Source organism: Stenotrophomonas sp. YAU14A_MKIMI4_1 (assembly GCF_003086855.1).
Taxonomy (GTDB): domain Bacteria; phylum Pseudomonadota; class Gammaproteobacteria; order Xanthomonadales; family Xanthomonadaceae; genus Stenotrophomonas.
Map to the genome: position 1 here is coordinate 170631 of NZ_CP025998.1, position 23705 is coordinate 194335.

The 23705-nt window shown below is 68.0% G+C and carries 25 protein-coding genes; 17 read left to right on the forward strand and 8 right to left on the reverse strand.

The features are described 5' to 3' along the window. Nucleotides 1-609 carry a YbhB/YbcL family Raf kinase inhibitor-like protein gene (locus C1931_RS00675; RefSeq protein WP_108755049.1) on the forward strand — a complete coding sequence of 203 codons (609 nt, stop codon included), beginning with the start codon at nt 1-3 and terminating at the stop codon, nt 607-609. A 165-nt stretch (nt 610-774) separates the two neighbouring features. On the opposite strand, the gene C1931_RS00680 is transcribed toward C1931_RS00675, so the two are convergent. Both C1931_RS00680 and C1931_RS00685 read right to left on the reverse strand, forming a co-directional pair. After that, a complete protein-coding gene (locus C1931_RS00680; protein ID WP_108755050.1) occupies nt 775-1608 on the reverse strand; it encodes an META and DUF4377 domain-containing protein in 834 nt (277 codons plus the stop codon). A gap of 72 nt (nt 1609-1680) precedes the next feature. Then, nucleotides 1681-2475: an undecaprenyl-diphosphate phosphatase gene (locus C1931_RS00685; RefSeq protein WP_108748030.1), complete on the reverse strand. Its 795-nt coding sequence runs from the start codon at nt 2473-2475 to the stop codon at nt 1681-1683. A gap of 223 nt (nt 2476-2698) precedes the next feature. Here C1931_RS00685 and glnA point away from each other — a divergent pair, with 223 nt between their 5' ends. The 7 genes from glnA (at nt 2699) to C1931_RS00720 (ending at nt 10933) form a co-directional block, all read left to right on the forward strand. Then, nucleotides 2699-4108 carry a type I glutamate--ammonia ligase gene (glnA, locus tag C1931_RS00690; RefSeq protein ID WP_108751779.1) on the forward strand — a complete coding sequence of 470 codons (1410 nt, stop codon included), beginning with the start codon at nt 2699-2701 and terminating at the stop codon, nt 4106-4108. Between the two features lie 321 nt (nt 4109-4429). Further along, nucleotides 4430-4768: a P-II family nitrogen regulator gene (locus C1931_RS00695; protein ID WP_164275288.1), complete on the forward strand. Its 339-nt coding sequence runs from the start codon at nt 4430-4432 to the stop codon at nt 4766-4768. Nucleotides 4769-4790: 22 nt separating this feature from the next. Beyond that, on the forward strand, nt 4791-6218 hold the full coding sequence (gene amt / locus C1931_RS00700) for an ammonium transporter (protein ID WP_108755051.1): 1428 nt from the start codon (nt 4791-4793) through the stop codon (nt 6216-6218). Between the two features lie 106 nt (nt 6219-6324). Beyond that, nucleotides 6325-7071, forward strand: coding sequence for an N-acetylmuramoyl-L-alanine amidase (locus C1931_RS00705; protein ID WP_108755052.1), 747 nt, complete (start codon nt 6325-6327; stop codon nt 7069-7071). A 117-nt stretch (nt 7072-7188) separates the two neighbouring features. Continuing rightward, nucleotides 7189-8343 carry an MltA domain-containing protein gene (locus tag C1931_RS00710; protein WP_108755053.1) on the forward strand — a complete coding sequence of 385 codons (1155 nt, stop codon included), beginning with the start codon at nt 7189-7191 and terminating at the stop codon, nt 8341-8343. Between the two features lie 90 nt (nt 8344-8433). Then, entirely contained in the window at nt 8434-8727 is a 294-nt protein-coding gene (locus C1931_RS00715) for a hypothetical protein (RefSeq protein WP_108755054.1), read from the forward strand. Nucleotides 8728-8887: 160 nt separating this feature from the next. Next, the gene (locus C1931_RS00720; RefSeq protein ID WP_108755055.1) at nt 8888-10933 is read left to right on the forward strand and encodes a TonB-dependent receptor; all 2046 of its coding nucleotides are present in this window, start codon (nt 8888-8890) and stop codon (nt 10931-10933) included. Between the two features lie 108 nt (nt 10934-11041). Here the strand turns inward: C1931_RS00720 and C1931_RS00725 are convergent, their stop codons facing one another. Further along, on the reverse strand, nt 11042-11338 hold the full coding sequence (locus C1931_RS00725; RefSeq protein ID WP_108755056.1) for a HigA family addiction module antitoxin: 297 nt from the start codon (nt 11336-11338) through the stop codon (nt 11042-11044). Between the two features lie 216 nt (nt 11339-11554). On the opposite strand from C1931_RS00725, the gene C1931_RS00730 reads away from it, so the two are divergent. From C1931_RS00730 to C1931_RS00745, 4 genes are all read left to right on the forward strand, one after another. Then, complete coding sequence (locus tag C1931_RS00730) at nt 11555-12616, forward strand: ATP-binding protein (protein ID WP_108755057.1); 1062 nt, start codon at nt 11555-11557, stop codon at nt 12614-12616. Next, nucleotides 12609-14063: a nitrogen regulation protein NR(I) gene (ntrC, locus tag C1931_RS00735; protein ID WP_108755058.1), complete on the forward strand. Its 1455-nt coding sequence runs from the start codon at nt 12609-12611 to the stop codon at nt 14061-14063. The genes C1931_RS00730 and ntrC overlap by 8 nt, the downstream gene beginning before the upstream one ends. A 93-nt stretch (nt 14064-14156) precedes the next feature. Next, complete coding sequence (locus C1931_RS00740) at nt 14157-14726, forward strand: superoxide dismutase family protein (protein WP_108755059.1); 570 nt, start codon at nt 14157-14159, stop codon at nt 14724-14726. Between the two features lie 33 nt (nt 14727-14759). Next, a complete protein-coding gene (locus tag C1931_RS00745; protein WP_108755060.1) occupies nt 14760-15395 on the forward strand; it encodes a superoxide dismutase family protein in 636 nt (211 codons plus the stop codon). An 81-nt stretch (nt 15396-15476) separates the two neighbouring features. Here C1931_RS00745 and C1931_RS00750 read toward each other — a convergent pair whose 3' ends face one another. Next, nucleotides 15477-15917, reverse strand: coding sequence for a hypothetical protein (locus tag C1931_RS00750; protein WP_159095422.1), 441 nt, complete (start codon nt 15915-15917; stop codon nt 15477-15479). Nucleotides 15918-16049: 132 nt separating this feature from the next. Further along, complete coding sequence (locus C1931_RS00755; RefSeq protein ID WP_108755062.1) at nt 16050-16937, reverse strand: hypothetical protein; 888 nt, start codon at nt 16935-16937, stop codon at nt 16050-16052. 93 nt (nt 16938-17030) lie between these two features. Here C1931_RS00755 and C1931_RS00760 point away from each other — a divergent pair, with 93 nt between their 5' ends. Beyond that, nucleotides 17031-18326: an acetyl-CoA C-acetyltransferase gene (locus C1931_RS00760; protein ID WP_108748044.1), complete on the forward strand. Its 1296-nt coding sequence runs from the start codon at nt 17031-17033 to the stop codon at nt 18324-18326. 145 nt (nt 18327-18471) lie between these two features. Here the strand turns inward: C1931_RS00760 and C1931_RS00765 are convergent, their stop codons facing one another. From C1931_RS00765 to C1931_RS00775, 3 genes are all read right to left on the reverse strand, one after another. Continuing rightward, nucleotides 18472-19743 carry a heme biosynthesis HemY N-terminal domain-containing protein gene (locus C1931_RS00765; RefSeq protein WP_108755063.1) on the reverse strand — a complete coding sequence of 424 codons (1272 nt, stop codon included), beginning with the start codon at nt 19741-19743 and terminating at the stop codon, nt 18472-18474. Nucleotides 19744-19749: 6 nt separating this feature from the next. Next, entirely contained in the window at nt 19750-20730 is a 981-nt protein-coding gene (locus C1931_RS00770; protein ID WP_108755064.1) for a uroporphyrinogen-III C-methyltransferase, read from the reverse strand. A gap of 103 nt (nt 20731-20833) precedes the next feature. Then, complete coding sequence (locus C1931_RS00775; protein WP_108755065.1) at nt 20834-21622, reverse strand: uroporphyrinogen-III synthase; 789 nt, start codon at nt 21620-21622, stop codon at nt 20834-20836. Nucleotides 21623-21657: 35 nt separating this feature from the next. On the opposite strand from C1931_RS00775, the gene C1931_RS00780 reads away from it, so the two are divergent. The 4 genes from C1931_RS00780 (at nt 21658) to secB (ending at nt 23703) form a co-directional block, all read left to right on the forward strand. Further along, nucleotides 21658-22125 carry a YiiD C-terminal domain-containing protein gene (locus C1931_RS00780; protein WP_108748048.1) on the forward strand — a complete coding sequence of 156 codons (468 nt, stop codon included), beginning with the start codon at nt 21658-21660 and terminating at the stop codon, nt 22123-22125. A 33-nt stretch (nt 22126-22158) separates the two neighbouring features. Then, nucleotides 22159-22590, forward strand: coding sequence for a hypothetical protein (locus C1931_RS00785; RefSeq protein WP_108751794.1), 432 nt, complete (start codon nt 22159-22161; stop codon nt 22588-22590). A 56-nt stretch (nt 22591-22646) separates the two neighbouring features. Next, nucleotides 22647-23084 (forward strand): rhodanese-like domain-containing protein, encoded by a 438-nt coding sequence (locus C1931_RS00790; protein WP_108748050.1) that lies wholly within the window; start codon nt 22647-22649, stop codon nt 23082-23084. 100 nt (nt 23085-23184) lie between these two features. Beyond that, a complete protein-coding gene (gene secB, locus C1931_RS00795; protein WP_004153553.1) occupies nt 23185-23703 on the forward strand; it encodes a protein-export chaperone SecB in 519 nt (172 codons plus the stop codon). Nucleotides 23704-23705 lie beyond the last annotated feature (2 nt).

Here is a 23705-nt window from a genome sequence, read left to right on the forward strand (position 1 = left end):
ATGCAACTGAGCAGCCACAGCCTGGTCAACGGCGCCCCGGTGCCGAGCGAATTCGCCGCCGGCGATGCGAACGGTTTTGCGCCGGACCGCAACCCGCACCTGGCCTGGAGCGAGGTGCCCGCCGGCACCCGTTCGTTCCTGCTGGTGTGCGTGGATCCGGATGTTCCCACCGTGCCGGAAACCGTCGGCCGCAGCGACATGACCGTGCCGCGCGACCAGCCGCGCTGCGATTTCGTGCATTGGGTGATGGCCGATATTCCGGCCGATGTGCACGAGATCGCCGCGGGCAGCTGCAGCGATGGCTTCGTGGTGAAGGGCAAGACCGCGCCCACCGGCCCGGTCGGCAGCCGCCAGGGCGTGAACGATTTCACCGGCTGGTTTGCCGGCAATCCGGACATGGCCGGCGATTACCTGGGCTACGACGGCCCGTACCCGCCGTTCAACGACGAGCGCGTGCATCGCTACTTCTTCCGCGTGTTCGCCCTGGACGTGGCGACCCTGGACCTGCCGCAGCGCTTCACCGCAGCCGACGCCTACCGCGTCATGCACGGCCACGTGCTGGCCGAAGCGGCGCTGCACGGCACCTATACGCTGAACCCCGCGCTGTAAGCCCAACCGCGCCGCCGTAGAGTCGAGCTTGCTCGACTTGGCCCTCTGTAGAGTCGAGCCATGCTCGACTCGGCCCCTTGTAGAGTCGAGCCATGCTCGACTGCATGAGAAGCAGTCGAGCAAGCTCGACTCTACCCAGCAGCAGTCGAGCAAGCTCGACGCTACTTACTTCTTCTCGATGGCCGACTCGACCACCATGTCCAGCACATACGCCTGCGACGGTGCATCGGCCGGCGGGTTCTTCACTGCGTAGCGCTTCACCCGCACCACGTTGCGCACGCCGTCTTCATGGGTGTAGCCCTCGATGTTGCCGTAGAAGTTCTCGAACGCGCCCGGGGTGCCCTGCTTCAGGCCCTTGTCGTCGAACTTCACTTCGCGCACCTGCAGGCACTGGTAGTCCGGAATCAGCGGGTGCGAGCACTTGGCGGTCTTCGCTGCCACTTCCAGGAACACCGTTTCGCCCGGCCCGCCGTAGCGCGTTTCCGCGGTGGGTTCGGCCGCGAACACCAGCACATCGCCCTTGGCGGTGGTCAGGGTCAGGCTGCCGTCGGCACCCTGGGCGGTCTTCAGTTCACCCTGCAGGCGGCTCGACACGGCTTCATCCAGCGCCATCACCGCAGCGTCGGTGCAGGCCATCTGGGTCGATGCCATCGGGCTGATCGTCAGCGTGCCCTCGGCCAGGGTGTAGCTGCCGCCCATGCGGTTGCAGGTGTTGCTGATCGACACGCGGCCGTCGGCGAAATCCAGGGTGACCGGCGCGTCGCTGCGTGCGAACAGTGCATCGATGCGTGCGCCGTCGGCGCCAGTGGCCTGCTGCAGGCGCCAGTGCTGGCTCTGCAGGCGCTGCGCATCCAGATGGGCCACGGCCTTCTGGTCGCCGGCGTTGGCGGCCGCCGGGGCCAGGTCATCGCCGCCGGTGCCGGCCGGTGCGGTGGTCGGGGTCTGGCTGCAGGCGGCCAGCAGGGCCAGCGGCAGGAGCAGGGTAACGGTGCGCTTCATGGTGGATCTCCTTGGGAACCCGGATGCAAACGGATCACGGCCGGGCAGGGGGTTGGCCTGCCCCGGCGTCGTTCAGCTGCCGGACGGCAACCACAGCAGCAGCGCCGCGCCCAGCGCAATGCGATAGAACGCGAACGCGGTGAAGCGGTGCGACTTGATATAGCCCAGCAGCCACTTCACTACGACGAAGCCGGTGATGACCGCGGCAACGAAGGCCACGCCCACGTCGGTCCAGTTCTCGCTGGCCAGCTTGCCTTCCTTGGCCAGTTCCAGGAACGCGTAGGCACTGGCGGCGAACATGGTGGGAATGCCCACCAGGAAGACGAATTCAGCGGCGGCCGCGCGCCGGCTCAGGCCCAGCAGCATGGCCAGGAAGATGGCCGATGCCGAACGCGAGGTGCCGGGGAACACGCCGGCCACCACCTGCGCCAGGCCCACGCCGATGGCCACGGTCCAGGTCACCTGGTCGCGGTCGGGCAGGCGCGTGGTGTAGGCCTCCACCAGCAGCATCCAGATGCCACCGATGATCAGCGCCCAGGCCACCGGGCTGACCGTTTCCGGCAGCTCCCAGCCCAGCATGCGCACCGGCAGGCCTACCACCGCGGTCACCAGGAACGCGGCGCCCAGCTTGAACACGTAGTCGCGGTTCTCGCGCTGGCCCAGCCCGGTGGCCAGTTGCCACAGGCGCTGGCGGAACACCAGCACCACCGCCACGATCGCGCCGGCCTGGATGATGATGTTGAAGAAATCCGAGCGCGGGCCCAGCCAGTGCTGGGCGATCAGCAGGTGGCCGGTGCTGGAGATCGGCAGGAATTCGGTCAGGCCTTCGAGGATGCCCAGCAGCAGGGCGGAGAGCAGGTCGTACATGGGCAGGGCAGGCACGTTCGGTGGCGGGAACAAGCCCGAGAGAATAGACCATCCCTGCCGCACCAAACGGGTGCGCGCGGGCGGCCGTGCACCCCTTTGGTGCGCCCGGTCGTGCACCCCGCTGGGGCGTGCCATTGCAAATCAAGCAGTTGCGGCTACGAAAAAGTTGGCACGGTCATTGCTCTACCTCAGCAGGCATTCATTCCCACCCGAGGTCGTACCGATGTCCGTGGAAAACGTTGAGAAGCTGATCAAGGACAACCAGATCGAATTCGTCGATCTGCGTTTCGTGGATATGCGTGGCGTCGAACAGCACGTCACCTTCCCGGTCAGCATCGTCGAGCCGTCGCTGTTCGAAGAGGGCAAGATGTTCGACGGCAGCTCCATCGCTGGCTGGAAGGGCATCAACGAATCGGACATGGTCCTGCTGCCGGACCCGGCCAGCGCCTATGTCGATCCGTTCTACGCCGATCCGACCATCGTGATCAGCTGCGACATCCTCGACCCGGCCACCATGCAGCCGTACGGCCGCTGCCCGCGCGGCATCGCCAAGCGCGCCGAGGCCTACCTGAAGTCGTCGGGCATCGCCGAATCGGCGTTCTTCGGCCCGGAGCCGGAATTCTTCATCTTCGACGCCGTGCGTTTTGCCAATGAAATGGGCAACACTTTCTTCAAGGTGGAATCGGAAGAAGCGGCCTGGAACAGCGGCGCCAAGTACGACGGCACCAACAGCGGCTACCGCCCCGGCGTGAAGGGTGGCTACTTCCCCGTGCCGCCGACCGACTCGCTGCACGACCTGCGCGCTGAAATGTGCAAGACGCTGGAACAGGTCGGCATTGAAGTGGAAGTGCAGCACCACGAAGTGGCCACCGCCGGCCAGTGCGAAATCGGCACCAAGTTCAGCACCCTGGTGCAGAAGGCCGACGAACTGCTGCGCATGAAGTACGTCATCAAGAACGTGGCGCACCGCAATGGCAAGACCGTCACCTTCATGCCCAAGCCGATCGTCGGCGACAACGGCAGCGGCATGCATGTGCACCAGTCGCTGTCCAAGGGCGGCACCAACCTGTTCTCCGGCGACGGCTACGGCGGCCTGAGCCAGCTGGCGCTGTGGTACATCGGCGGCATCTTCAAGCACGCCAAGGCCATCAATGCCTTCGCCAACTCGGGCACCAACAGCTACAAGCGCCTGGTGCCGGGCTTCGAAGCCCCGGTCATGCTGGCCTACTCGGCCCGCAACCGTTCGGCCTCGTGCCGCATTCCGTGGGTGTCCAACCCGAAGGCGCGCCGCATTGAAATGCGCTTCCCCGATCCGATCCAGTCGGGCTACCTGACCTTCACTGCGCTGATGATGGCCGGACTGGACGGCATCAAGAACCAGATCGACCCGGGCGCACCGAGCGACAAGGATCTGTACGACCTGCCGCCGGAAGAAGAGAAGCTGATCCCGCAGGTCTGCTCCTCGCTGGACCAGGCCCTGGAAGCGCTGGACAAGGACCGCGAGTTCCTGAAGGCCGGCGGCGTGATGAGCGATGACTTCATCGACGGTTACATCGCGCTGAAGATGCAGGAAGTGACCAAGTTCCGCGCGGCCACCCACCCGCTGGAATACCAGATGTACTACGCCAACTGATTGGGCGGCGATGGCGGCGGGTACCCCTCCCACCCGTCGCCATCGCCTCCGATCTTTGCGGCTGGGGAGCCGCCGTCAGACCGGGGTCGGACCCCTTTCGCATGCGAAAGGGCTCTGACCCCCGATCCAGGGGCAAGAGAGACCGGACACGCGACATGGGCCGCCCTCCCTCCCGCGTCGGCCGTGCAAGGAGAGAGGCACGGCCGTCCCGGCCCCGTTCGTGTCCGGTGCAACAGCCACGGCCATCGCATCGATGGCCCGTGGTTGCCTGATGCCACCGCGCAACCGCGCCGTGGCCCCATCCACCATCGGGACATGCGCATGAAACTGATCTCCGCCATCATCCGACCGTTCAAGCTCGACGAGGTCCGCGAGGCCCTTTCCGACGCTGGCGTGTCGGGCATCACCGTGACCGAAGTGAAAGGCTTCGGCCGCCAGAAGGGCCACACCGAGCTGTATCGCGGCGCCGAGTACGTCGTCGATTTCCTGCCCAAGATCAAGATCGAAACCGTGGTCACCGACGAGCGTGCCGAAGCGGTGATCGAAGCGATCCAGAGTTCGGCAGGCACCGGCAAGATCGGCGACGGCAAGATCTTCGTCACCGCCGTCGAGCAGGTCATCCGTATCCGCACCGGCGAAATCGGCGCCGACGCGCTGTAAGCCCCCTTCCGGAGATTCCCCCATGAAGATGCGCCTTCTCGCCGGGTGGCAAGCCCGGTTCCATCTGGTGTGCCTGTTGATGCTGCTCAGCGCACTGGCCGCTGGCGTCTGGCCGGGCGCTGCCCATGCCCAGGCCCAGGTCACTCCGCTGGCCAATGAAACCGTGGCCGTTGAACCGCTGCAGGCCCCAGCTGCGGCCGCACCGGTGGCCGCTGAAGCGGCTGCGCCGGCGTTCGACCACGGCGACGTGGCCTGGATGCTCACTTCCACCCTGCTGGTGCTGCTGATGGTGGTGCCGGGCCTGGCCCTGTTCTACGGCGGCCTGGTGCGTTCGAAGAACGTGCTGTCGGTGCTCAGCCAGATCCTGGTGGTGTTCTCGCTGGTGCTGCTGCTGTGGGTGGCCTACGGCTACAGCGCGGTGTTCAGCGCAGGCAACCCGTTCTTCGGTTCGTTCACCGAATTTGCCTTCCTGAAGGGCTTCACCCCGGATTCGGTCGGCAACACGCCCATCAAGGGCCTGCCCGATTACCTGTTCGTTGCCTTCCAGTCCACCTTTGCCGGCATCACCACCGCCCTGATCGTCGGCGCCTTCGCCGAACGCATCAAGTTCCGCGCGGTGCTGCTGTTCTCGGCACTGTGGTTCACCCTCAGCTACATCCCGATGGCGCACATCGTCTGGGGTGGTGGCTACCTGGGTGAAATGGGCGCGATCGATTTCGCCGGTGGCACCGTGGTGCACATCAACGCCGGCGTGGCCGGCCTGGTGGGCGCGTGGTTCCTGGGCAAGCGCCTGGGCTACGGGCAGACCGCGCTGAAGCCGCACAACGTGCCGTTCACCTATATCGGCGCGATGCTGCTGTGGGTGGGCTGGTTCGGCTTCAACGCCGGTTCCGCCGCTGCCGCCGACACCGTCGCCTCGCTGGCCTTCCTCAACACCGTGCTGGCCACTGCGGCGGCGGTGCTGGGCTGGACTCTGGTGGAGGCCATCACCAAGGGCAAGCCGTCGGCACTGGGCGCAGCGTCGGGTGCAGTCGCCGGCCTGGTCGGCATCACCCCGGCCTGCGGCACCGTCGGCCCGCTCGGCGCGATCGTGATCGGCTTCGTGGCCGGCGTGGTCTGCGTGTGGGGCGTTACCGGCCTGAAGCGCCTGCTGAAGGTGGACGACACCGCCGACGTGTTCGGTGTGCACGGCGTGGGCGGCATCGTCGGCGCCATCCTCACCGGCGTGTTCAGCGCGCAGTCGCTGGGCGGCACCAAGGCCGATCTGGATATCGGCCACCAGGTGTGGGTGCAGGTGGTCAGCGTTGGCCTCACCGTGGTCTGGTCGGCGGTGGTGACCGCGGCCATCCTGCTGCTGGTGAAGGTGGTCGTGGGCCTGCGCGTGACCGAAGAGGCCGAGCGTACCGGCCTGGATGTCACCTCGCATGGTGAATCGGCCTACGAGGCCTGATGCAATGGCGGGCGGCCTGCGAAGGTCGCCCGCCACAGCATCCACGCACGGCGTGGATCTACTCCGTGGGCATGCATCGTCGCGGCTGATCGCGCACAATCAGGGCATGTCCCCGATCCGCACGTCCCTTCTGCTGTCGGCCTGCCTGCTGCTGGCCGCCTGCGCGTCCACGCCGCAGGATGTCCGCAACCCGCTGGCTACGTGGGTGCCATCACCCAACCAGAATGCGCGTGGCCCGGTGGCCATCGTCATCCACCATACCGACCAGGAATCGGTGCAGCAGAGCCTGCACACACTGCGCACCGCCAACAGCGGCGGCCCGGTCAGCGCGCATTACCTGATCGGCGCCGATGGCCATCGCTACCAGCTGGTGGCCGATGCACGCCGCGCCTGGCATGCCGGCGCCGGCCGCTGGGGCACGCTCACCGATCTGAATTCCACGTCGATCGGCATCGAGCTGGACAACAATGGGCATACGCCGTTCACCGCAGCGCAGATCGACGCGCTCATCGTCCTGCTGCGCGATCTCACCACGCGCCTGAATATTCCGCCGCGGCAAGTGATCGGTCACGCCGATCTGGCTCCCACGCGCAAGGCCGATCCCAGCCGTTTCTTCCCGTGGCAGCAGCTGGCCGCCGCCGGTTTCGGCGTGTGGCCGCGCGCCAGCGATGGCCCCGCACCGGACGGCTTCGACGCGTGGAACGCGCTGGCCCGTTTCGGCTACCCGCTGGACGATCGCGAAGCGGCTGTCGCCGCGTTCCATCGCCGTTTCCGTGGCAGTGACGATCTGCCGAAGACGCTGGACGCCGAAGACGCCCGCATCCTGCATTCGCTGCTGCTGCAGACGCCGTAAGCCGGTAGCGCCGGGCCATGCCCGGCGAGCGCGCAGCGCGGGATCCGCTTTCCGCCGGGCATGGCCCGGCGCTACCGAAGGTTGCTCCGCCACCATCGGCCCCACTACATTGCGACGATGATCACTGTTACGTCGTCACCGCGCGCACTCCTCCTCCTGCTTGGCGCCGCCGTGCTGGCCGGTTGCTCCACCACCAGCCCCCGTCCCGAAGCCCCTGCCGCAGCAAAGCCGGCCGCCACCTACGCCAAGGCCGACTGGAATGCGTTGCCGGTCGTTTCCGATACCGACCTGCTGGCCGGCTTCAGCGCCTGGCGCAGCAGCTGCAGCCGCCTGAAGAACGATGCGGTCTGGGCACGACCCTGCACGACCGCAGCCACGGTGTCCGACAAGGACCCGGCCGCCATCCGCGCCTTCCTGCAGCGCGATCTGCAGGTCTATGCACTGCGCGCCGGCGGCCACCGCGAACAGGGCCTGATCACCGGCTACTACGAACCCATCTACAGCGGCAGCCTGACCCGCACCGCGACCGCCACCGTGCCGGTGTATGGCACGCCCGACGACCTGGTGGTGGTGCAGCTGGACAGCCTGTACCCGGAACTGAAGGGCAAGCGTCTGCGTGGCCGCCTGGACGGCAAGGTGCTCAAGCCCTATGACGATGCCGGCACCATCGCCAGCAAGGGCGCCAAGGCCCCGGTGTTGGCCTGGTTGACCGACCCGATGGACCTGCAGCTGCTGCAGATCCAGGGCTCGGGCCGGGTGCGCCTGGCCGATGGCAGCCAGGTGCGGCTGGCCTACGCCGAACAGAACGGCCACCCGTACCGCGCCATCGGCCGCTGGCTGGTGGACCAGGGCGCGCTGAAGAAGGAAGACGTGACCATGGACGCGATCCGCGCCTGGGCCCGGGCCAACCCGGCGCGCGTGCCCGAACTGCTGCGCAGCAACCCCAGCTACGTGTTCTTCGTGCGCAACCCCGACAGCCCGGAAGGCCCGCGCGGTTCGTTGAACGTACCGCTCACCGCCGGCTACAGCGTGGCGGTGGACCGCAGCGTGGTGCCGCTGGGCAGCCTGCTGTGGCTGTCCACCACGCGCCCGGATGGCAGCCCGGTGGTGCGCCCGGTGGCCGCGCAGGACACCGGCGGCGCCATTGCCGGCGAAGTGCGTGCCGACCTGTACTGGGGGAGCGGCGACGCCGCCGGCAAGCTGGCCGGCGACATGAAGCAGCAGGGCCGCATCTGGCTGCTGTGGCCGAAGGGCGCCGCCCTGCCGAACTGACCCGGCCGGGGTCGGATCCCTTGCCGCAGGCAAGGGCTCTGACCCCGGATGCCTGATAATGGCGCCATTCCGAACTATCCGGCCGCAGCAATGAAGAACATCAAGAACAGCACCGCCAAGAAGTACTACAAGCACTGGGCCGAATCGGGCCTGGGCAAGGGCAACGTGCTGATGGAAGCTCGCGGCGAGAACATCGTGCGCCAGGTGGAAATCTACGGCACCAAGCTGGTCTGGGCCGACGAGCACGGCCAGAGCGACGACCGCTTCGTGCTGGCCGACCAGCCCGTCTCGTTCCTGGATTTCGACGAAGACGACGAAATCAGCGCCCGTGAATTCGAAAGCGCCTGGAAGAAGGCCCGCGAAGCCACCGGCTACCCGGTGTAAGCCCGCCGCCCTTGTAGAGTCGAGCCATGCTCGACTGGCATCTCCGTAGAGTCGAGCTTGCTCGACTGCTCCTGGCAGCGGCAGTCGAGCAAGCTCGACTCTACCGGGCTCACGGGTGAAATGTTATAGAATTACATTTTGCCCGCACCCTTCCACCCCCATGAAGACCCCCACCCTGGTCGCTGCCCTCGCGGCCGCCCCCTTCGCCCCCGATGCCTTCGCGCAATCGGCCGACGCCGCGCTCACCCTGGGCAAGGTCGACGTGCACCAGCACAGCGAAGGCCAGTTGAGCGCGCACCAGGTGCTGACCTCGGTGGACGTGCTGGGCGCAGACCAGATCGAAGACCGCAACGTCTCGCACAGCTGGGAACTGCTGGGGCAGATGCCGGGCATCCAGCTCACCGAAACCCGGCAGGGTGCCGAATCGGGCAAGGTCAGTTTCCGCGCCTTCAACGGCGAGGGCTACCTCAACGCCATCAAGACCCTGATCGACGGCATTCCCAGCAACGTCAACAGCGGCAACCAGCGCTTCATCGACATGCTGTTCCCGCTGGAAATCAGCTACATCGAAGTAGTGCGCGGCACCAACGACCCGCGCTACGGGCTGCACAACATCGGCGGCAACGTGAACTTCGGTACCCGCCAAGGCGGCAACTACACCGACGCGCGGCTGGCCTACGGCAGCTACAACACCCGCGATGCGCAGCTGGCCATCGGCCGTGAAAGCAACGGCTTTGCACAGAACTACTTTGTCGGCCAGCAGGCCAGCGATGGCTACCGCGACCACGACACCTCGAAGAAGTACGCGCTGGGCGGCAAGTGGTTCTACGGTTCGCTGGAAGACGGCCTGCGCGTGGGTTTGACCGCGCGCGCCTACCACCACGAAGCCGACGAACCGGGCTTCATGACCACCGAGGAACTGCGCACGCACCGTCGTGGCAGCGACCTGCGCAATGCCAACGATGGCGATGACCGTGACATGCGGCAGATCGCCGCGCATCTGGATCTGGCGCTCAGCGACGCGCTCAGCTTCGGCACCCGCCTGTACTACAACCGCTACGAAGACGACCGCCGCGTCACCTTCAGCGATCTGCCCAGCGGCAACCTGCCGCGCCAGCGCCGCGTGTGGGATGAGCGCCAGGCCGGCCTGATCAGCACGCTTACCTGGCAGGCCGCGCCCGTGCTCACCGTCGAAGCTGGCCTGAACTACGAACAGCAGGACAACGGCTACATCCGCGAGCGTTACAGCTACGCCGAGCCCACCGACTTCAGCGTGGCGCCGGCGCGGGTGCAGAACAACGACCGCCATAGCTTCGACAACTGGGGCGCCTACGTGCAGGCCATCTACCAGCCAAACGATGCGTGGAAGATCGTGCCGGCCTACCGCGTGGACCGCTTCAGCGGCCGCACCCGGCTGATGGATGGCAGCACCGGCCGCCTGCAGGATTACGGCAGCATCGGCCAGCCCAAGCTGAGCGTGATCCACAGCCTGGGTGCCAACACGCACGTCTACGCCAACTGGGGCCGCACCTTCCAGGTGCTCACCGGGTCCACCGCACCGGCCTATCTCACCCCCGGCCAGGCGCCGATGCAGCCGTCCACCAACACCGGCATGGAGCTGGGCCTGAAGTTCCAGCCGTTCCAGGGCGCGCAGGCGCGTCTGGCGGTGTGGCAGCAGGATGCGGAAAACGAGGTGTCCAACATGCCGGCCACCGGTACCACGGTCACCCTGGGCAAGACCCGCCGCCGCGGCGTGGATGCGCAGCTGAGCCTGCAGCTGGGCGATGACTGGACCGTGTGGGCCTCGCATGCCTACCAGGAAGCGAAGATCACCCGCGACGACCGCGATGCCAGTGTTTCCCTGCAGGGCCGCGAAGTGGCCGCCACGCCACGCCACATCAGCAACCTGGGCGTGGATTACCAGGCCAGCGACGCACTGCGGCTGGGCCTGCAGGCACGCGCGCAGGGCGACTACTACCTGGAAGAGCGCAACGTGGCCGGCAAGTTCGGTGGCTTTGCCGTGCTCGATCTCAGCGCCGCGTACCAGATCAACCCGCGCTGGAGCGTGGACCTGCAGCTGAAGAACGTCACCGGCCGCGAGTACGCCTACGCCTGGTACGACAGCTTCTTCTGGGACAGCGCCCGCCCGATGTTCTCGCCCGCGCCCGGCCGCAGCGTCTTCGTCGGCCTGAACATGAAGCTGTAACCCGGCCATGCACCCGGTAGTGGTCGAGCTTGCTCGACCTGCGGCAGGGGTCACCGCGCATGGGGTCAGAGCCCTTTTCGCAGAAAAGGGCTCTGACCCCGGACAGGTTCATGCCACCGCGTTGTAAGGCTCGATCCGCGCCAGGACCTCAGCCAGCTTCTCCTTGGTCATCGCCGCATCGAAGTCGGCCTGCAGGCCGATCCAGAACTTGTCAGAGACGCCGAAGTAGCGCGACAGGCGCAGGCCAGTGTCTGCCGTTACGGCGCGATGGCCCGTAACAATCTCGCCGATCCGGCGCTGCGCCACGCCAATGGCCTTGGCCAATCGGTACTGGGTCATGCCAAGTGGCTGCAGGAATTCGTGCAGCAGGATCTCGCCTGGAGCGGGGTAGGGGACGGTTCGCATGAAATGGCCCGTTCGCAAGATTCGGTAGTGTGGCAAGCGCAGGTCTTTGGCGGAATAGGGCAAAGCGACGGCGTTCGACGCATCTGGTGCGATGGGGTCAGAGCCCTTTCCTGCGGAAAGGGATCCGACCCCGGACCTCACCGCGCATGGGGTCAGATCCCTTTTCGCAGAAAAGGGCTCTGACCCCCACACCTCGTTTTGCACTACATTGGTGCAATGTCCGCCCCCGCACCCCCGCCGTCCCTTGATGCCCTCGGCACGCCGCTGGCTTGGGCCGGGGCCGATGGCCGCATCATCGGCTGCAACCCGGCCTTCGCCCGCTGGCTGGGCGTCAGCGTCCGCCGCCTGCTGGGCCAGCCGCTGGCCGCACTGGAAGTGCAGGGCGAGGCACTGGCCCATTTCCTGGCCCGCGACGAGCGCGACAGCCTGCGCCTGAACCGGCTGGCGCTGGCGGTACCGGGCGAAGGCGCGCGTTTCGCCGAAGGCTGGATGAGCCGCCGCGATGACGGTGGCTGGCTGCTGGAAGCGCACCCGGTGGATGAATTCCCCGGCCTGGACCCGACCCAGGCCCTGCCCAGCGCGCTCAGTGCCGCCTTGAAGGGCCTGGCCCACGAACTGCGCAACCCGCTGGCCGGGCTGAAGGGCGCCGCCCAGCTGCTGGCGCGGCGCGCGGCCCAGCGCGATGCCAGCGAACGCGAACTGATCGAACTGATCGGCTCGGAAATCGAACGCCTCAACGGCCTGCTCGACCAGCTGCTGTCGCCGGCACCGGCCGCGCCGCATGCGCCGCTGAACATCCACGCTTCGCTGGAGCGCGTGCTGCGCCTGGCCGAAAGCGAAGCCGGATGGGCGGTGCGCCTGCAGCGCGACTACGACCCCAGCATTCCCGAATTCGCCGGCGACGCCGACCGCCTCACCCAGGCCGTGTGGAACCTGGTGCGCAACGCCATCCAGGCCGGCGCCGGGGTCATTACCCTGCGCACGCGCGTTGAACATGGCGTGCGCATTGCCGAACAACTGCACACGCTGGCGCTGCGCCTGGAAATTGCCGACGACGGCCGTGGCGTGCCCGAAGAACTGGCCGAGCACCTGTTCCTGCCGCTGGTCAGCGGCCGCGCCGAGGGCACCGGGCTTGGCCTGGCGCTGGCCCAGCAGGTCACGCGCGAGCATCGCGGCACGCTCACCTACCGCTCGCGCCCCGGCCATACCGTGTTTACCCTGCTGCTGCCGATCGGCAACGGCACCGCCCCGGCCGAGGAGGCCCCGCGCGATGTCTGACGTCTCTCTTTCCGCGCAGCGCATCTGGGTGGTCGACGATGACCGCGCCGTGCGTTTCGTGCTGTGTACCGCACTGCGCGAAGCCGGCTACCAGGTCGATGATTTCGACAGCGCGGCAGCGGCACTGAAAGCGCTGGCCGAAAACCCGCCACCGGCGCTGCTGTTCACCGATGTACGCATGCCCGGCGACGATGGCCTGGTGCTGCTGGACAAGCTGAAGGCTGCACTGCCGCAGCTGCCAGTGGTGGTGATGTCGGCCTACACCGATGTGGCCAGCACCGCCGGTGCGTTCCGCGGTGGCGCCCACGAATTCCTGTCCAAGCCCTTCGATCTGGACGATGCCGTGGCGCTGGCCCAGCGCGTGCTGCCAGCGGTGGCCCCGACTCTGGCCGCGCCGACCCCGGTGAGCGAAGCGCCCAGCGACCAGCCGCCGCAGCTGGTGGGTGACACCCCGCCCATGCGCGCGCTGTTCCGTGCCATCGGCCGCTTGGCGCAGGCACCGCTGGCGGTGCTGATCACCGGCGAAACCGGCACCGGCAAGGAACTGGTGGCCAACGCACTGCACCGTGAATCGCCGCGTGCGCAAGGCCCGTTCGTGGCGCTCAACACCGCCGCCATTCCCGCCGAGCTGCTGGAAAGCGAATTGTTCGGCCACGAAGCCGGCGCCTTCACCGGCGCGCAGCGCCGCCATATCGGCCGCTTTGAGCAGGCCAACGGCGGCACCCTGTTCCTGGATGAAATCGGCGACATGCCGCTGCCACTGCAGACCCGCCTGCTGCGTGTGCTGGCCCAGGGCGAATTCTTCCGGGTCGGCGGCCGCGAGTTGATCCATGTGGACGTGCGCGTGGTCGCCGCCACCCACCAGGATCTGGAAGGGCTGGTCGCGCAGGGCAAGTTCCGCGCCGATCTGCTGCACCGTTTGGATGTGGTGCGCCTGCAGCTGCCACCGCTGCGCGAGCGCCGCGAAGACATCGCGCAGCTGGCCAGCACCTTCCTGGCCGCCGCCGCGCACAAGCTGGACACGCCGCCGAAGCGGCTGACCGCCGCTGCCCTGCAGGCGCTGCGCGAACACGACTGGCCGGGCAACGTGCGTGAACTGGAAAACGTCTGCTGGCGCATGGCCGCGCTGGCCGCCGCCGAAACCATCGGCGTGGCCGACGTGGACACCGCGCTGAACCGCACCCGCCAGCGACGCGGCAGTGGCCACGCAGCGGGCGCCGATCCAGGGCAGTGGGAAACCCTGTTGTCCGAATGGGCGCGCCGGCAGTTGCAGGAAGGGGCCGAAGGCCTGCATGCGCAGGTGCGCGATCGGGTGGACCACGCCCTGCTGGAGGCCGCCCTGCAGATCACCCACGGCCGCCGTGCCGAGGCCGCCGCGCGCCTGGGGCTGGGCCGCAACACACTCACCCGCAAGCTGGGTGCCGGCCGCCGCCGCGGCGGCCATTGAACGGAATCTGCACACCCTGCTCGCACCCGCTTGCCGAACCGTTGATCCGTCATGGACGATGCCGTCCGTAGTGTTACCTGCAAGGAGTCTTCGATGCGTCTTTCACATGCCCTTCTGCCGCTGTCCGCCGCCGTGCTGCTGTCTGCCTGTGGCAGCGCGCCGAAGAAGCCGCAGCCCACGCCGCCGCCGCCGAACGTGATCAGCACCGCGCAGCAGGCCGAAGCGAACCTGTCGCCGGCCTCGGCCAGCATCGTCAGCGGTCGCCTGGTGTTGAAGCCGGAAAGTGGCGGCGTGCACCTGACCGGGTTGATCGGTGGGCTGCAGCCGATGCAGCAGGCCGGCTTCCACATCCACGAACGCGGTGACTGCAGTGCGGTCGATGCCAGCAGTGCCGGCAATCACTTCAACCCCGGCGGCAGCGCGCATGGTCGCGCCGGCAGTGGCAAGCATCACTTGGGTGACATCGACAACCTGCAGGCCGATGCACAGGGCCGCGCCAACATCGATGTGCACCTGAAGGGCGTTACCCTAGGCGGAGGCGCCGCCACCGATATCGCCGGTCGTGCACTGGTCGTGCATGCCAACGCCGATGACTATCGCAGCCAGCCCGCCGGCAATGCCGGCGTCCGCATTGCCTGCGGCGTGATCCGGGTTACCCGCTGATCGCCCGCCGGCACCCTCACCAAGGAGATTCACATGCGTCTGATCCACACTTCGCTGTTCGCGGCCATCGCCGCCCTGGGCCTGGCGGCCTGCAGTCAGCCGGCCACGCCGGAAGCCGAAGCACCGGCCACCACCCCGGCCGCAGGTTCGGCGGCACCGGCCGATCCGGCCAGCGCCCCGGCTGCCGACGCGGCCGCTGCCACCACCACCGAAGCCACGGCCAGCGCCGAACTGGCACCGACCCAGGGCAATGAAACCAAGGGCAGCGTCACCTTCAAGGTGGTCGACGGCAAGGTGCACGTCAGCGGCCAGATCAGTGGCCTGAAGCCGGGCAGCGAGCACGGCTTCCACATCCATGAAAAGGGTGACTGCAGCGCGCTGGACGGCATGAGCGCCGGCGGCCACTTCAACCCGGGCAAGCAGGACCACGGCAGTGTGGCAGCCGACCCGCACCACGGCGGCGATATGCCCAACATCAAGGCCGACGACAAGGGCGTGGCCACCATCGACGGTCCGGTGTCCAGCAACGTCAACATCGGCAAGGGTGATGACTTCGACATCATCGGCCGCGGCCTGATCGTCCACGCCGACGCCGACGACTACAAGACCCAGCCGACCGGCAACGCCGGCGCGCGCCTGGCTTGCGCGGTCATCCAGAAGGCCCCGTAAGAAAGCAGAAACGCCGGCGAAAGCCGGCGTTTCTCATTGCGCTGGCGCCGGGCCATGCCAGGCGGATTGCATCCGATCGCCTTACAACGGTGCCGCGGCCAACTTCCTGGCCTGCACCGCCACTGCATCGCAGGCGGCCGTGCTGCCCTCGCAGAGGGTGGCTATCTTGCGGGTGCGACGAAACGGATGTTCGCGATCCCAGCCGATCGCCGTGCGCATGCGCACCACCGAGGGCGCCAACGGATGTGGCGCGGTGAACAACACCCAGGTGGTGGCGGTGTAGTCGGGGTCGTTCTCCACCGTTTCCTTGCTCGTCTGCAGCACGACCATGCCGGCCGGCGTCTGCGCCTGCAGTCGCTCGATGTCCTTGCGCTGCGGCAGCTTCTCAGCGAACGCTGCCACGCTGGTGTACTCCAGCGGCAGATTGTCATCACCCGTGCGCACCGGGGCGCTGGCCTGGGCCAACCCGCTCAGGGCCAGCCCGAGCAGGCAGGCGGCACGTCGGCAAGCAGAAACGGCCATCGCAGGAACTCCTGTAGGTGGCGCCGGGTCATGCCCGGCGGAGCGCCGCTTTCGTAGAGTCGAGCTTGCTCGACTGGCCCTTCGCGCAACGGTAGCGCCGGGCCATGCCCGGCGGAAGGTATCCCACGAATATCAGCGCGCCAGCAGCGCGCGCGCGTCCTGGCCGGCTTCGCAGTGTACGAACAGCACCGGCACGCCGTGTGCCTCCAGCACCGCCGCCATCTGCCGCTGGCGCATCAGGAACTGCTCGTAGATGCCCTGCAGGCGATCACAATCGCCCTTGGCATGGTTGTAGTACGCGCACCAGCCAGCCGGGTCGAACAGCGCCATGCGCGCCTCGCCCTGCACATAGCGCAGCAGCGGTTCCGGCGCCGCGTCCAGCCACTCTTCCTCGGCCGGGGCCAGGATCGCCGTCTCGATCAGCGGCCACAGTGCGGCCAGGCCCTGGTTGTCGTACTGCATCGACATCATCGCGGCCAGGTCATTCACCGTGAAATAGCGCGCATGCTCGACCCGCGCGCCGAAGCCCTTCTGCGCCATCAGCGCGGTATCGGCATGGGCCATGCCGTTGGCCAGCAGCGTTTCTTCCAGCGCATCGGCCACCGCGGCAATGGTGGCCGCATCGGTGCCGGTCAGCAGGAACGGCACCACGCGCAGGCCACCGCCCACCAGGGTGGCATCGGCCTGGAACGGCAGCGGCACATCACCCTGCGCATCGGCACCGAAGGCCAGCAGACGCGGGCCCTGGTTGCTGCCGGGCGCACGCATCTGCAGTTCTTCCAGGCGGCGGTGGATCGGCCAGCCCGGGCGCAGTACTTCGGCCGGGTCGAAATGGGCGGCGGCGAAGACCAGGTCCAGCTCGGCTACCTGCGGCACCAGCTTGGAAAGATCGCGGCCGACACGTTCGGCCAGTTCGCCGGCCTGTTCGGCGCTGAGGACCGCCTGGCCAGGAATTTCTCCGCCGGCCAGTTCCAGGGCCAGCACGCCAAGGGCGTTCATCGCGGGGTCGGGTTTGCTCATGGTTCCACGGTTGGCCCATCACAGGGCGGCAGCTACACTTGGCCCCATTATGCCTGCTCTGTCGTGCAGGCCATGTTGCAGACACCCTCATCCATGCCAGGTATCTCCATGCCCAACGCTCGTCCCGTCGCCATCCTCGGTGGCGTCCGCATTCCGTTCTGCCGCCAGAACACCGCGTATTCGGATGTCGGCAACCTTGGCATGTCGGTACGTACGCTGGGCGCGCTGGTCGAACGGTTCGGCCTGCATGGCCAGCAACTGGGCGAAGTGGCCATGGGTGCGGTCATCAAGCATTCCAGCGACTGGAACCTGGGCCGCGAGGCCACCCTGTCCTCGGGCCTGTCGCCTTTGACCCCGGGCATCACCCTGCAGCGCGCCTGCGGCACCTCGCTGGACAGCATCATCACCGTCGCCAACAAGATTGCCCTGGGGCAGATCGAATCGGGCATCGGTGGCGGTTCCGATACCACCTCCGACGTGCCGATCGTCTACGGCAAGAAGCTGCGCGCGCGCCTGCTGGCCGCCAACCGGGCCAAGACCACCGGCGACAAGATCCGTGCCCTCACCTCGGGGTTCAAGTTCTCTGAACTGAAGCCCGAGTTCCCTGGCGTGGCCGAGCCGCGCACCGGCAAGAGCATGGGCGATCACTGTGAGGACATGGCCAAGGAATGGAACATCTCGCGCGATTCGCAGGACGAGTGGGCTGTCTCGTCGCACAAGAAGCTGGCCGCCGCCTATGAGCGCGGCTTCTTCAATGACCTGATCGCACCGTTCCGCGGCGTGGAGCGCGACAACATCCTGCGCGCCGATACCTCGCTGGAAAAGCTGGCCACGCTGAAGCCGGCGTTCGACAAGGTGTCCGGCCGTGGCACGCTCACCGCAGCCAATTCCACCCCGCTCACCGACGGCGCCGCGGCCGTGCTGCTGGCCAGCGAAGAGTGGGCACGCGCGCACGGCCACGAGCCGCAGGCCTACCTGCGCGATGCGCACGTATCGGCGGTGGATTTCGTGCACGGCGAAGGCCTGCTGATGGCGCCGACCGTGGCCGTGCCGGAAATGCTGAAGCGCAATGGCCTGACCCTGCAGGATTTCGACATCTACGAAATCCATGAAGCCTTCGCCGCGCAGGTGCTGTGCACCCTGCGCGCGTGGGAGAGCGAGGATTACTGCCGTAACCGCCTGGGCCTGGATGCACCGATGGGCCGCATCGATCCGGACAAGATCAACCTGCTGGGATCGTCGCTGGCCACCGGCCACCCGTTCGCCGCCACCGGCGCCCGCGTGATCGCCACCGCTGCCAAGCAGCTGGCCGAACGTGGCGGCGGCCGTGCCCTGGTGTCGATCTGCACCGCCGGCGGCATGGGCGTGGTGGCGATCGTCGAACGCTGAGCGCATCCAACGTTGGAATTGAAAACGCCGCCCATCGGGCGGCGTTTTTTATTGTCGACCCGGTGGGTGCCAAGCCCACAGCACCCCCGGCGGGTGCCAGGCCCGCAGCACCCCCGGTGGGTGCCGACCGTTGGTCGGCACACAATCAGCGGTCTTTGGCGTCATACACCGGCGGCTGCACCGCCGTAGGCTGCTCTTCCACCGTGGCCCGCAGCGGTGCCTCGGCGGTGCCGTCACGCACCAGCGCCACGCTGTCCTCGCCGCGCTGCAGGCGCAGGGCGTTGCCCAGGCACTGCGCGGCCAGTGCCGGTTCGCCACGCTGGGCGAAGGCTTCGCCCAGCGCTTCCCAGGCCGGCGCACCCGCACCGGCGGCAACGGCCTCGTGCAGGAAGGTTTCCGCCGCCGCCCAATCCTGCTGCGCCAGTGCCACCCGGCCCTGGGCCAGGCGCAGCGCTGCCGAATCCGCATGCACGTTGCGCCAGCGCTGCAGGTTGGCCTGGCGGGTGGCCAGGCGGTCTACCGGCAGGCGCCCGTACAGCGCCACCAGTTCGTCGTCCCAGCGCTGGTCCAGTGCCTGTTCCAGTGCCAGCAGGGCAGGTTCGTCCCATTCCAGCGCCACCGCGCGGGTGGCATAGGCACCCACCACATCGGGCGTCGGCCGTAGCGCCTTGGGCGTGGTTTCCCACTGTGCGGCCAGCGCGTTCACATCGGCCGCTTCCAGCAGCGCCTGCGCGGCAAGCCGGGCTTCCAGTTCGCTGGCGGCTTCGCTGGGCAGTACCTTGCTCTGGCGCAGCGCGCCCAGCTGGCCGTATGCCTCGTGGGCACGGCCGGCGCGGGCCAGCGCTTCGGTGCGCAGCCACAGGCCACGCGGCGGCAGCGGCTGGATCGCCGCCACGTCCAGCGCATTGATCGCATCCACCGGCAGATCGCGGGCCAGCAGCTGCTCGGCGCGCAGCAACGCATGCAGCGTGGCATCGCGCTCGCCCAGCCGCTGCAGCAGCGTTTCACCGCCGGCGCCGTCGGCCCGCGCCTGCGCGCTGCGCACCGCGTTGGCCAGCGCGATCGCCGTCACCTCCGAATCCTGCGCAGCACCGTCCAGGAGCTTCTCCGCGCGCTGCCACTGGCCGTGTTCATAGGCCTGCAGGCCATCGATCAGGCGCACCCGGCCCTGCTTGCGGCGGTAGCGGCCCCAGGCACGGAACGGTGCGGCAATCAGGCTCCACAGCAGCCACAGCACCAGCACGGCGATCACCGCCAGCAGCGCCACCTTGGGCAGGTTGCTGTGGTAGTCGTAGCCACCGTGGCGCAGGATCACCTCGCCATAGCGGTTCAGGTCTTCGGCGCCCAGCCATTGCGCGGCAACGATGCCAATGGCCACGGCCAGCAACAGCACGACCAGGGATTGCACGGGCTTCATAGGGTCTTACCTCCGGTCGGTCTGGGTGCGCAGCTGCCGCAGCGTGCTGCCAAGTACGTTGCCATCGGCCTGTAGCGGCAGTTGGCGCAGGGCCTGCAGTTCAGCACGTTGCGCGCGCAGGGCTGGTGAATCCGGCCAGCGGCGCTGCGCCCACTGGTCCACACGGGCCAGCGCGGCATCGCGGCCGCGGCCATCACCGCGCTCAATGGCGGCACGGGCCAGGGTCAGTTCCAGTTCCAGTGCCTGTTCGGCGCTGGCACGTTCGCCGGCGGTCAGTGGCCCCTGCAGGCGGCTGGGGGTGATATCGACGAAGGCTGCGATGGCCGCCTGCCACCAGGGCCGCGCGACCGGCGCCACGGGCGAGCTGGGCTGCACCTGCGAAGGCAGGCGCTGCAACGCCTGCGAGACCGCATCCAAGCGCTGCAGGGCCAGCACGCGCGGGCCATCGCCCAGTGCATCCAGCGCTTCGCGTTCCTGCACCAGCGCCTGGCGCAGGTTCAGGCCATCGCTGTCGGGCAGTTCGGCCAGCGCGGTGGCGGCCAGGCCGTACAGGCGGCGCGCGCCATCCACATCGTCGGCGAAGGCCAGGCGCTGGGCGGCCTGGGTCAGCAGCAGCTCGGCCTCGTCGCGCTGCACCGCCTGGCGGCCCAGGTTGGCGCTCTCGGTCAGCTTGGCCAGGTTTTCTTCCAGCAGCGCGCTGCGCTGGGACAGGCCCAGCATCTCGTCGCGCAGCACGCGGTTGGTGGCCGCCGCATCCTGCAGACGCTGGCTGCTGGCGCGCTGGTCGCGGCGCAGGGCGTCCACCGCTGCTTCCAGGCCCTGCAACTGCACGGCGGCGGTCTGCGCCTGCGCCTGCTGTTCGCGCTGCTGGTGCTGCCAGTAGTACCAGGCGCCATAGCCGGCAGCCGCCAGGCCCACCACCACGGCAGTGGCCAGCAGCCAGCGGGCACGGGAACGGGGGGCGGCAGGGGGCGAAGTGTCGTTCATCAGGCTTCCTTGTCGGCGGCGCGCCCGGGTGGGCCCGGCCGGCGGCGTTGCACACAGCATCACCGCTGGCGTTCAGCGCAGCAAGCGTGCGCCCGGCGCCTGTTCAGTTCGCTGCCGGGGCGGTGAGTGCGGCATGTGCGGCCGCGGTCATCTGCGCGACAGTGGGGCCTTCGCTGCGCACCACGCGCTGCAGGCCCAGCGCCTGCGCCTGCGCCGCCAGTCGTTCGCTGGCGGCCAGCACGGTGGCCTGCTGGCGCAGGCGCTGCTGCCAGGCCGGCGACAACTGCTGCCAGAACCGCTGCAACGCCTCGCCGCTGCTGACGCCCAGCAGCCAGGGCGTCGCCGAATGGGTCAATCGCGACAAGGTACGGCGCGGCAGGCGCAGCGGCACGCGTTCGTACACGTCCGAACGCAGGATCTGCGCACCGGCCTGCTGCAATTGCGCGGCAATCAGCCCGCGTCCGCCGGGGGCGGTCACCAGGCCGATCTGCAGCCCCTGCACGTTGTCCAGGGCGGGCAGGCCCAGCAGCCCTTCGCTGTCCATCCGCTGCGGTGCCTGCACGTCGGCCACGCCCAGCGCCTGCAATGCACGTGCGGTGCCTTCGCCCACGGTCAGCCACGGGCCGCGCTGCGCGGCGGGCAGGTCCACCCACGCCGCTGCTGCCGCCACCGCCGCCGGGCTGGTGAAGACCACCCGCGGGCAGGCCAGCGCTTGGTTCAGCCGTTGTTCCACCGCCGCGCCCTGCAAGCGCCGCAGCCGCCACGGCGAAAACGCCAGCGTGGTCCCGCCGTAGCGGGCTGCGGCGCGGCGCAACCCGGCATGCTGCCCCTGCGGGCGCAGCGATATCAGGGTCCAGCCAGTGGGTATCGTATGGTCGGGCATTGACGTCATTATGCGGGCCCTTCGTTGTCGTGGTTGCTGCTCCGATGTCCGTTGATGCCCTGACTTCCTCGCTGGCCTCCCTGCAGGACGTGCTCGACTGCATGCCGGCCGTGCGCGCCATGCAGATCCGTCTGGATGGCTACGCCGACGGCGTGCTGCGCATCACCGCGCCGCTGGCCGCCAACGTCAACGATAAGGGCAATGCCTTCGGCGGCAGCCTGGCCTCGGTGCTCACCCTGTCCGGCTGGGCCCTGGTCAGCCTGCGCCTGCGCCTGGCCGGGCACGACGCCGAGGTCTACGTGGCCGACAGCAACCTGCGCTACCTGGCGCCGGTCTACGAGGACCTGCACGCCCATGCGGCCGCCGCCGAAAGCAGCGCCTGGGACACCTTCCTGTCCACCTTCCGCCAGCGCGGCAAGGCACGCATCAGCATCGTCGCCACCCAGCCCGGCGCCGATGGCCGCCCGGCGGCTGAATTCAGTGGTCGCTTCGTTGCCTTCGCCAAAGGGTAGGATGTCAGGCTGACGTCCTTGGGGAACCCACCGATGCGCCGCTTGATCCAGATCCTGTTGTGTTCGCTGTTGCTGGTCAGCGCCGTTGCCGGCGCGGCCGCCGACGACCTGACCCGCAAGCAGCGCAAGCTGCTGGAAGAAACCCAGATCGCTTACGGGGCCACCATCCGCTGGGGCACGATGGACGACGCCATCGCCTACCTGGACCCGCAGCTGCGCAAGGACAAGCCGCCCACCCAGTTCGAGCTGAACCGCTACGCCCAGCTGCGCGTGTCGTCCTACCGCGAGCGCAGCTCGGCTTCGCTGGACGGCGGCCAGGTCGAGCGCCGGGTGGAAATCGGGGTGATCAACCAGAACACCCAGGCCGAACGCACCGTGGTGGTAACCGAGCGCTGGCGCTGGGACCCGGAAGCCAAGCGCTGGTGGCAGGCGGCCGGCCTGCCGGACCTCTGGCAGGGGCAGTGACGGGCCGCCTGCGGCTTGTGCGACAATCGGCCCCCGCTTATAGACCCGTGATCTGAGTGAATTACGAAGAGCTGCTGGCCTTTGCCGGCCGAAACCCGATGCTGTCCGCAGCCCTGGTGGGCCTGACCGTGGCGATCATCGTCACCGAGGTCCGCCGCCTGTTCCGGGGCTTCAAGGGCATCAAGCCGGCTGAACTGACCCAGCTGATGAATGCCGGCGGTGCCGTGGTGGTCGACCTGTCGGCCAGTGGCGACTTCGAGAAGGGCCACATCGCTGGCAGCCGCCAGGCGCAGGCCAGCGCGTTCGGTCCGGAGCACAAGCTGGTGGCCAACGCCAAGCAGAGCCCGGTGGTGCTGGTGTGCCGCAGCGGCAACGCCTCGGAAACAGCCGCCAAGGCGCTGAAGAAGGCCGGTTTCGAAAAAGTTTTCGTGCTCGACGGCGGCATTCCCGCCTGGCAGCAGGCCGAACTGCCGCTGGTCAAGGGTCGCAACTGATCGATCGCGGTGGCGGCATTGGCCTTGTGTGGGCCACCTGCCGCCCCCATCGCTGTAGTTCGACCTACGTTTTCATTGCATTCATCTGGAGTTACAGGAAATGTCCGAAGAGATCACCAACGGCGCCGCTGCGCCGGTCGATGCCGCTACCGGCCCCGCTTTCACCGTCGAGAAGATCTACGTCAAGGACGTTTCCTTCGAGTCGCCGAACGCACCGACCATCTTCAATGACCAGGTGCAGCCGGAGCTGCAGCTGAACCTGAACCAGCAGGTGCAGCGCCTGGGCGAAAACGCCTTCGAAGTCGTGCTGGCCGTGACCCTGACCTGCCAGGCCGGTGAGCGCACCGCCTACGTGGCCGAAGTGAAGCAGGCCGGCGTGTTCGGCCTGGTCGGCCTGGACCCGCAGTCGATCGACGTGCTGCTGGGCACCCAGTGCCCGAACATCCTGTTCCCGTACGTGCGCCAGCTGGTCAGCGACCTGATCCAGGCCGGCGGCTTCCCGCCGTTCTTCCTGCAGCCGATCAACTTCGAAGGCCTGTACGCCGAAACCCTGCGCCAGCGCCAGGAACAGGGCGACGCGCCGTCGCTGGCTGATTCCGAGCCGGCCGGCAACGCCTGAGC

What these genes read in the sequence shown, in the direction of transcription:
- amt (WP_108755051.1), top strand. Translation starts at nt 4,791, where the DNA reads ATGAAGATGCGCCTTCTCGCCGGGTGGCAAGCCCGGTTCCATCTGGTG.
- C1931_RS00730 (WP_108755057.1), top strand. Translation starts at nt 11,555, where the DNA reads ATGTCCGCCCCCGCACCCCCGCCGTCCCTTGATGCCCTCGGCACGCCG.
- secB (WP_004153553.1), top strand. Translation starts at nt 23,185, where the DNA reads ATGTCCGAAGAGATCACCAACGGCGCCGCTGCGCCGGTCGATGCCGCT.
- C1931_RS00740 (WP_108755059.1), top strand. Translation starts at nt 14,157, where the DNA reads ATGCGTCTTTCACATGCCCTTCTGCCGCTGTCCGCCGCCGTGCTGCTG.
- C1931_RS00695 (WP_164275288.1), top strand. Translation starts at nt 4,430, where the DNA reads ATGAAACTGATCTCCGCCATCATCCGACCGTTCAAGCTCGACGAGGTC.
- C1931_RS00710 (WP_108755053.1), top strand. Translation starts at nt 7,189, where the DNA reads ATGATCACTGTTACGTCGTCACCGCGCGCACTCCTCCTCCTGCTTGGC.
- C1931_RS00755 (WP_108755062.1), bottom strand. Translation starts at nt 16,937, where the DNA reads ATGAGCAAACCCGACCCCGCGATGAACGCCCTTGGCGTGCTGGCCCTG.
- C1931_RS00745 (WP_108755060.1), top strand. Translation starts at nt 14,760, where the DNA reads ATGCGTCTGATCCACACTTCGCTGTTCGCGGCCATCGCCGCCCTGGGC.
- C1931_RS00770 (WP_108755064.1), bottom strand. Translation starts at nt 20,730, where the DNA reads ATGAACGACACTTCGCCCCCTGCCGCCCCCCGTTCCCGTGCCCGCTGG.
- C1931_RS00680 (WP_108755050.1), bottom strand. Translation starts at nt 1,608, where the DNA reads ATGAAGCGCACCGTTACCCTGCTCCTGCCGCTGGCCCTGCTGGCCGCC.
- C1931_RS00765 (WP_108755063.1), bottom strand. Translation starts at nt 19,743, where the DNA reads ATGAAGCCCGTGCAATCCCTGGTCGTGCTGTTGCTGGCCGTGGCCATT.
- C1931_RS00705 (WP_108755052.1), top strand. Translation starts at nt 6,325, where the DNA reads ATGTCCCCGATCCGCACGTCCCTTCTGCTGTCGGCCTGCCTGCTGCTG.
- C1931_RS00760 (WP_108748044.1), top strand. Translation starts at nt 17,031, where the DNA reads ATGCCAGGTATCTCCATGCCCAACGCTCGTCCCGTCGCCATCCTCGGT.
- C1931_RS00685 (WP_108748030.1), bottom strand. Translation starts at nt 2,475, where the DNA reads ATGTACGACCTGCTCTCCGCCCTGCTGCTGGGCATCCTCGAAGGCCTG.
- C1931_RS00775 (WP_108755065.1), bottom strand. Translation starts at nt 21,622, where the DNA reads ATGACGTCAATGCCCGACCATACGATACCCACTGGCTGGACCCTGATA.
- C1931_RS00780 (WP_108748048.1), top strand. Translation starts at nt 21,658, where the DNA reads ATGTCCGTTGATGCCCTGACTTCCTCGCTGGCCTCCCTGCAGGACGTG.
- ntrC (WP_108755058.1), top strand. Translation starts at nt 12,609, where the DNA reads ATGTCTGACGTCTCTCTTTCCGCGCAGCGCATCTGGGTGGTCGACGAT.
- C1931_RS00720 (WP_108755055.1), top strand. Translation starts at nt 8,888, where the DNA reads ATGAAGACCCCCACCCTGGTCGCTGCCCTCGCGGCCGCCCCCTTCGCC.
- glnA (WP_108751779.1), top strand. Translation starts at nt 2,699, where the DNA reads ATGTCCGTGGAAAACGTTGAGAAGCTGATCAAGGACAACCAGATCGAA.
- C1931_RS00715 (WP_108755054.1), top strand. Translation starts at nt 8,434, where the DNA reads ATGAAGAACATCAAGAACAGCACCGCCAAGAAGTACTACAAGCACTGG.
- C1931_RS00675 (WP_108755049.1), top strand. Translation starts at nt 1, where the DNA reads ATGCAACTGAGCAGCCACAGCCTGGTCAACGGCGCCCCGGTGCCGAGC.
- C1931_RS00785 (WP_108751794.1), top strand. Translation starts at nt 22,159, where the DNA reads ATGCGCCGCTTGATCCAGATCCTGTTGTGTTCGCTGTTGCTGGTCAGC.
- C1931_RS00750 (WP_159095422.1), bottom strand. Translation starts at nt 15,917, where the DNA reads ATGGCCGTTTCTGCTTGCCGACGTGCCGCCTGCCTGCTCGGGCTGGCC.
- C1931_RS00725 (WP_108755056.1), bottom strand. Translation starts at nt 11,338, where the DNA reads ATGCGAACCGTCCCCTACCCCGCTCCAGGCGAGATCCTGCTGCACGAA.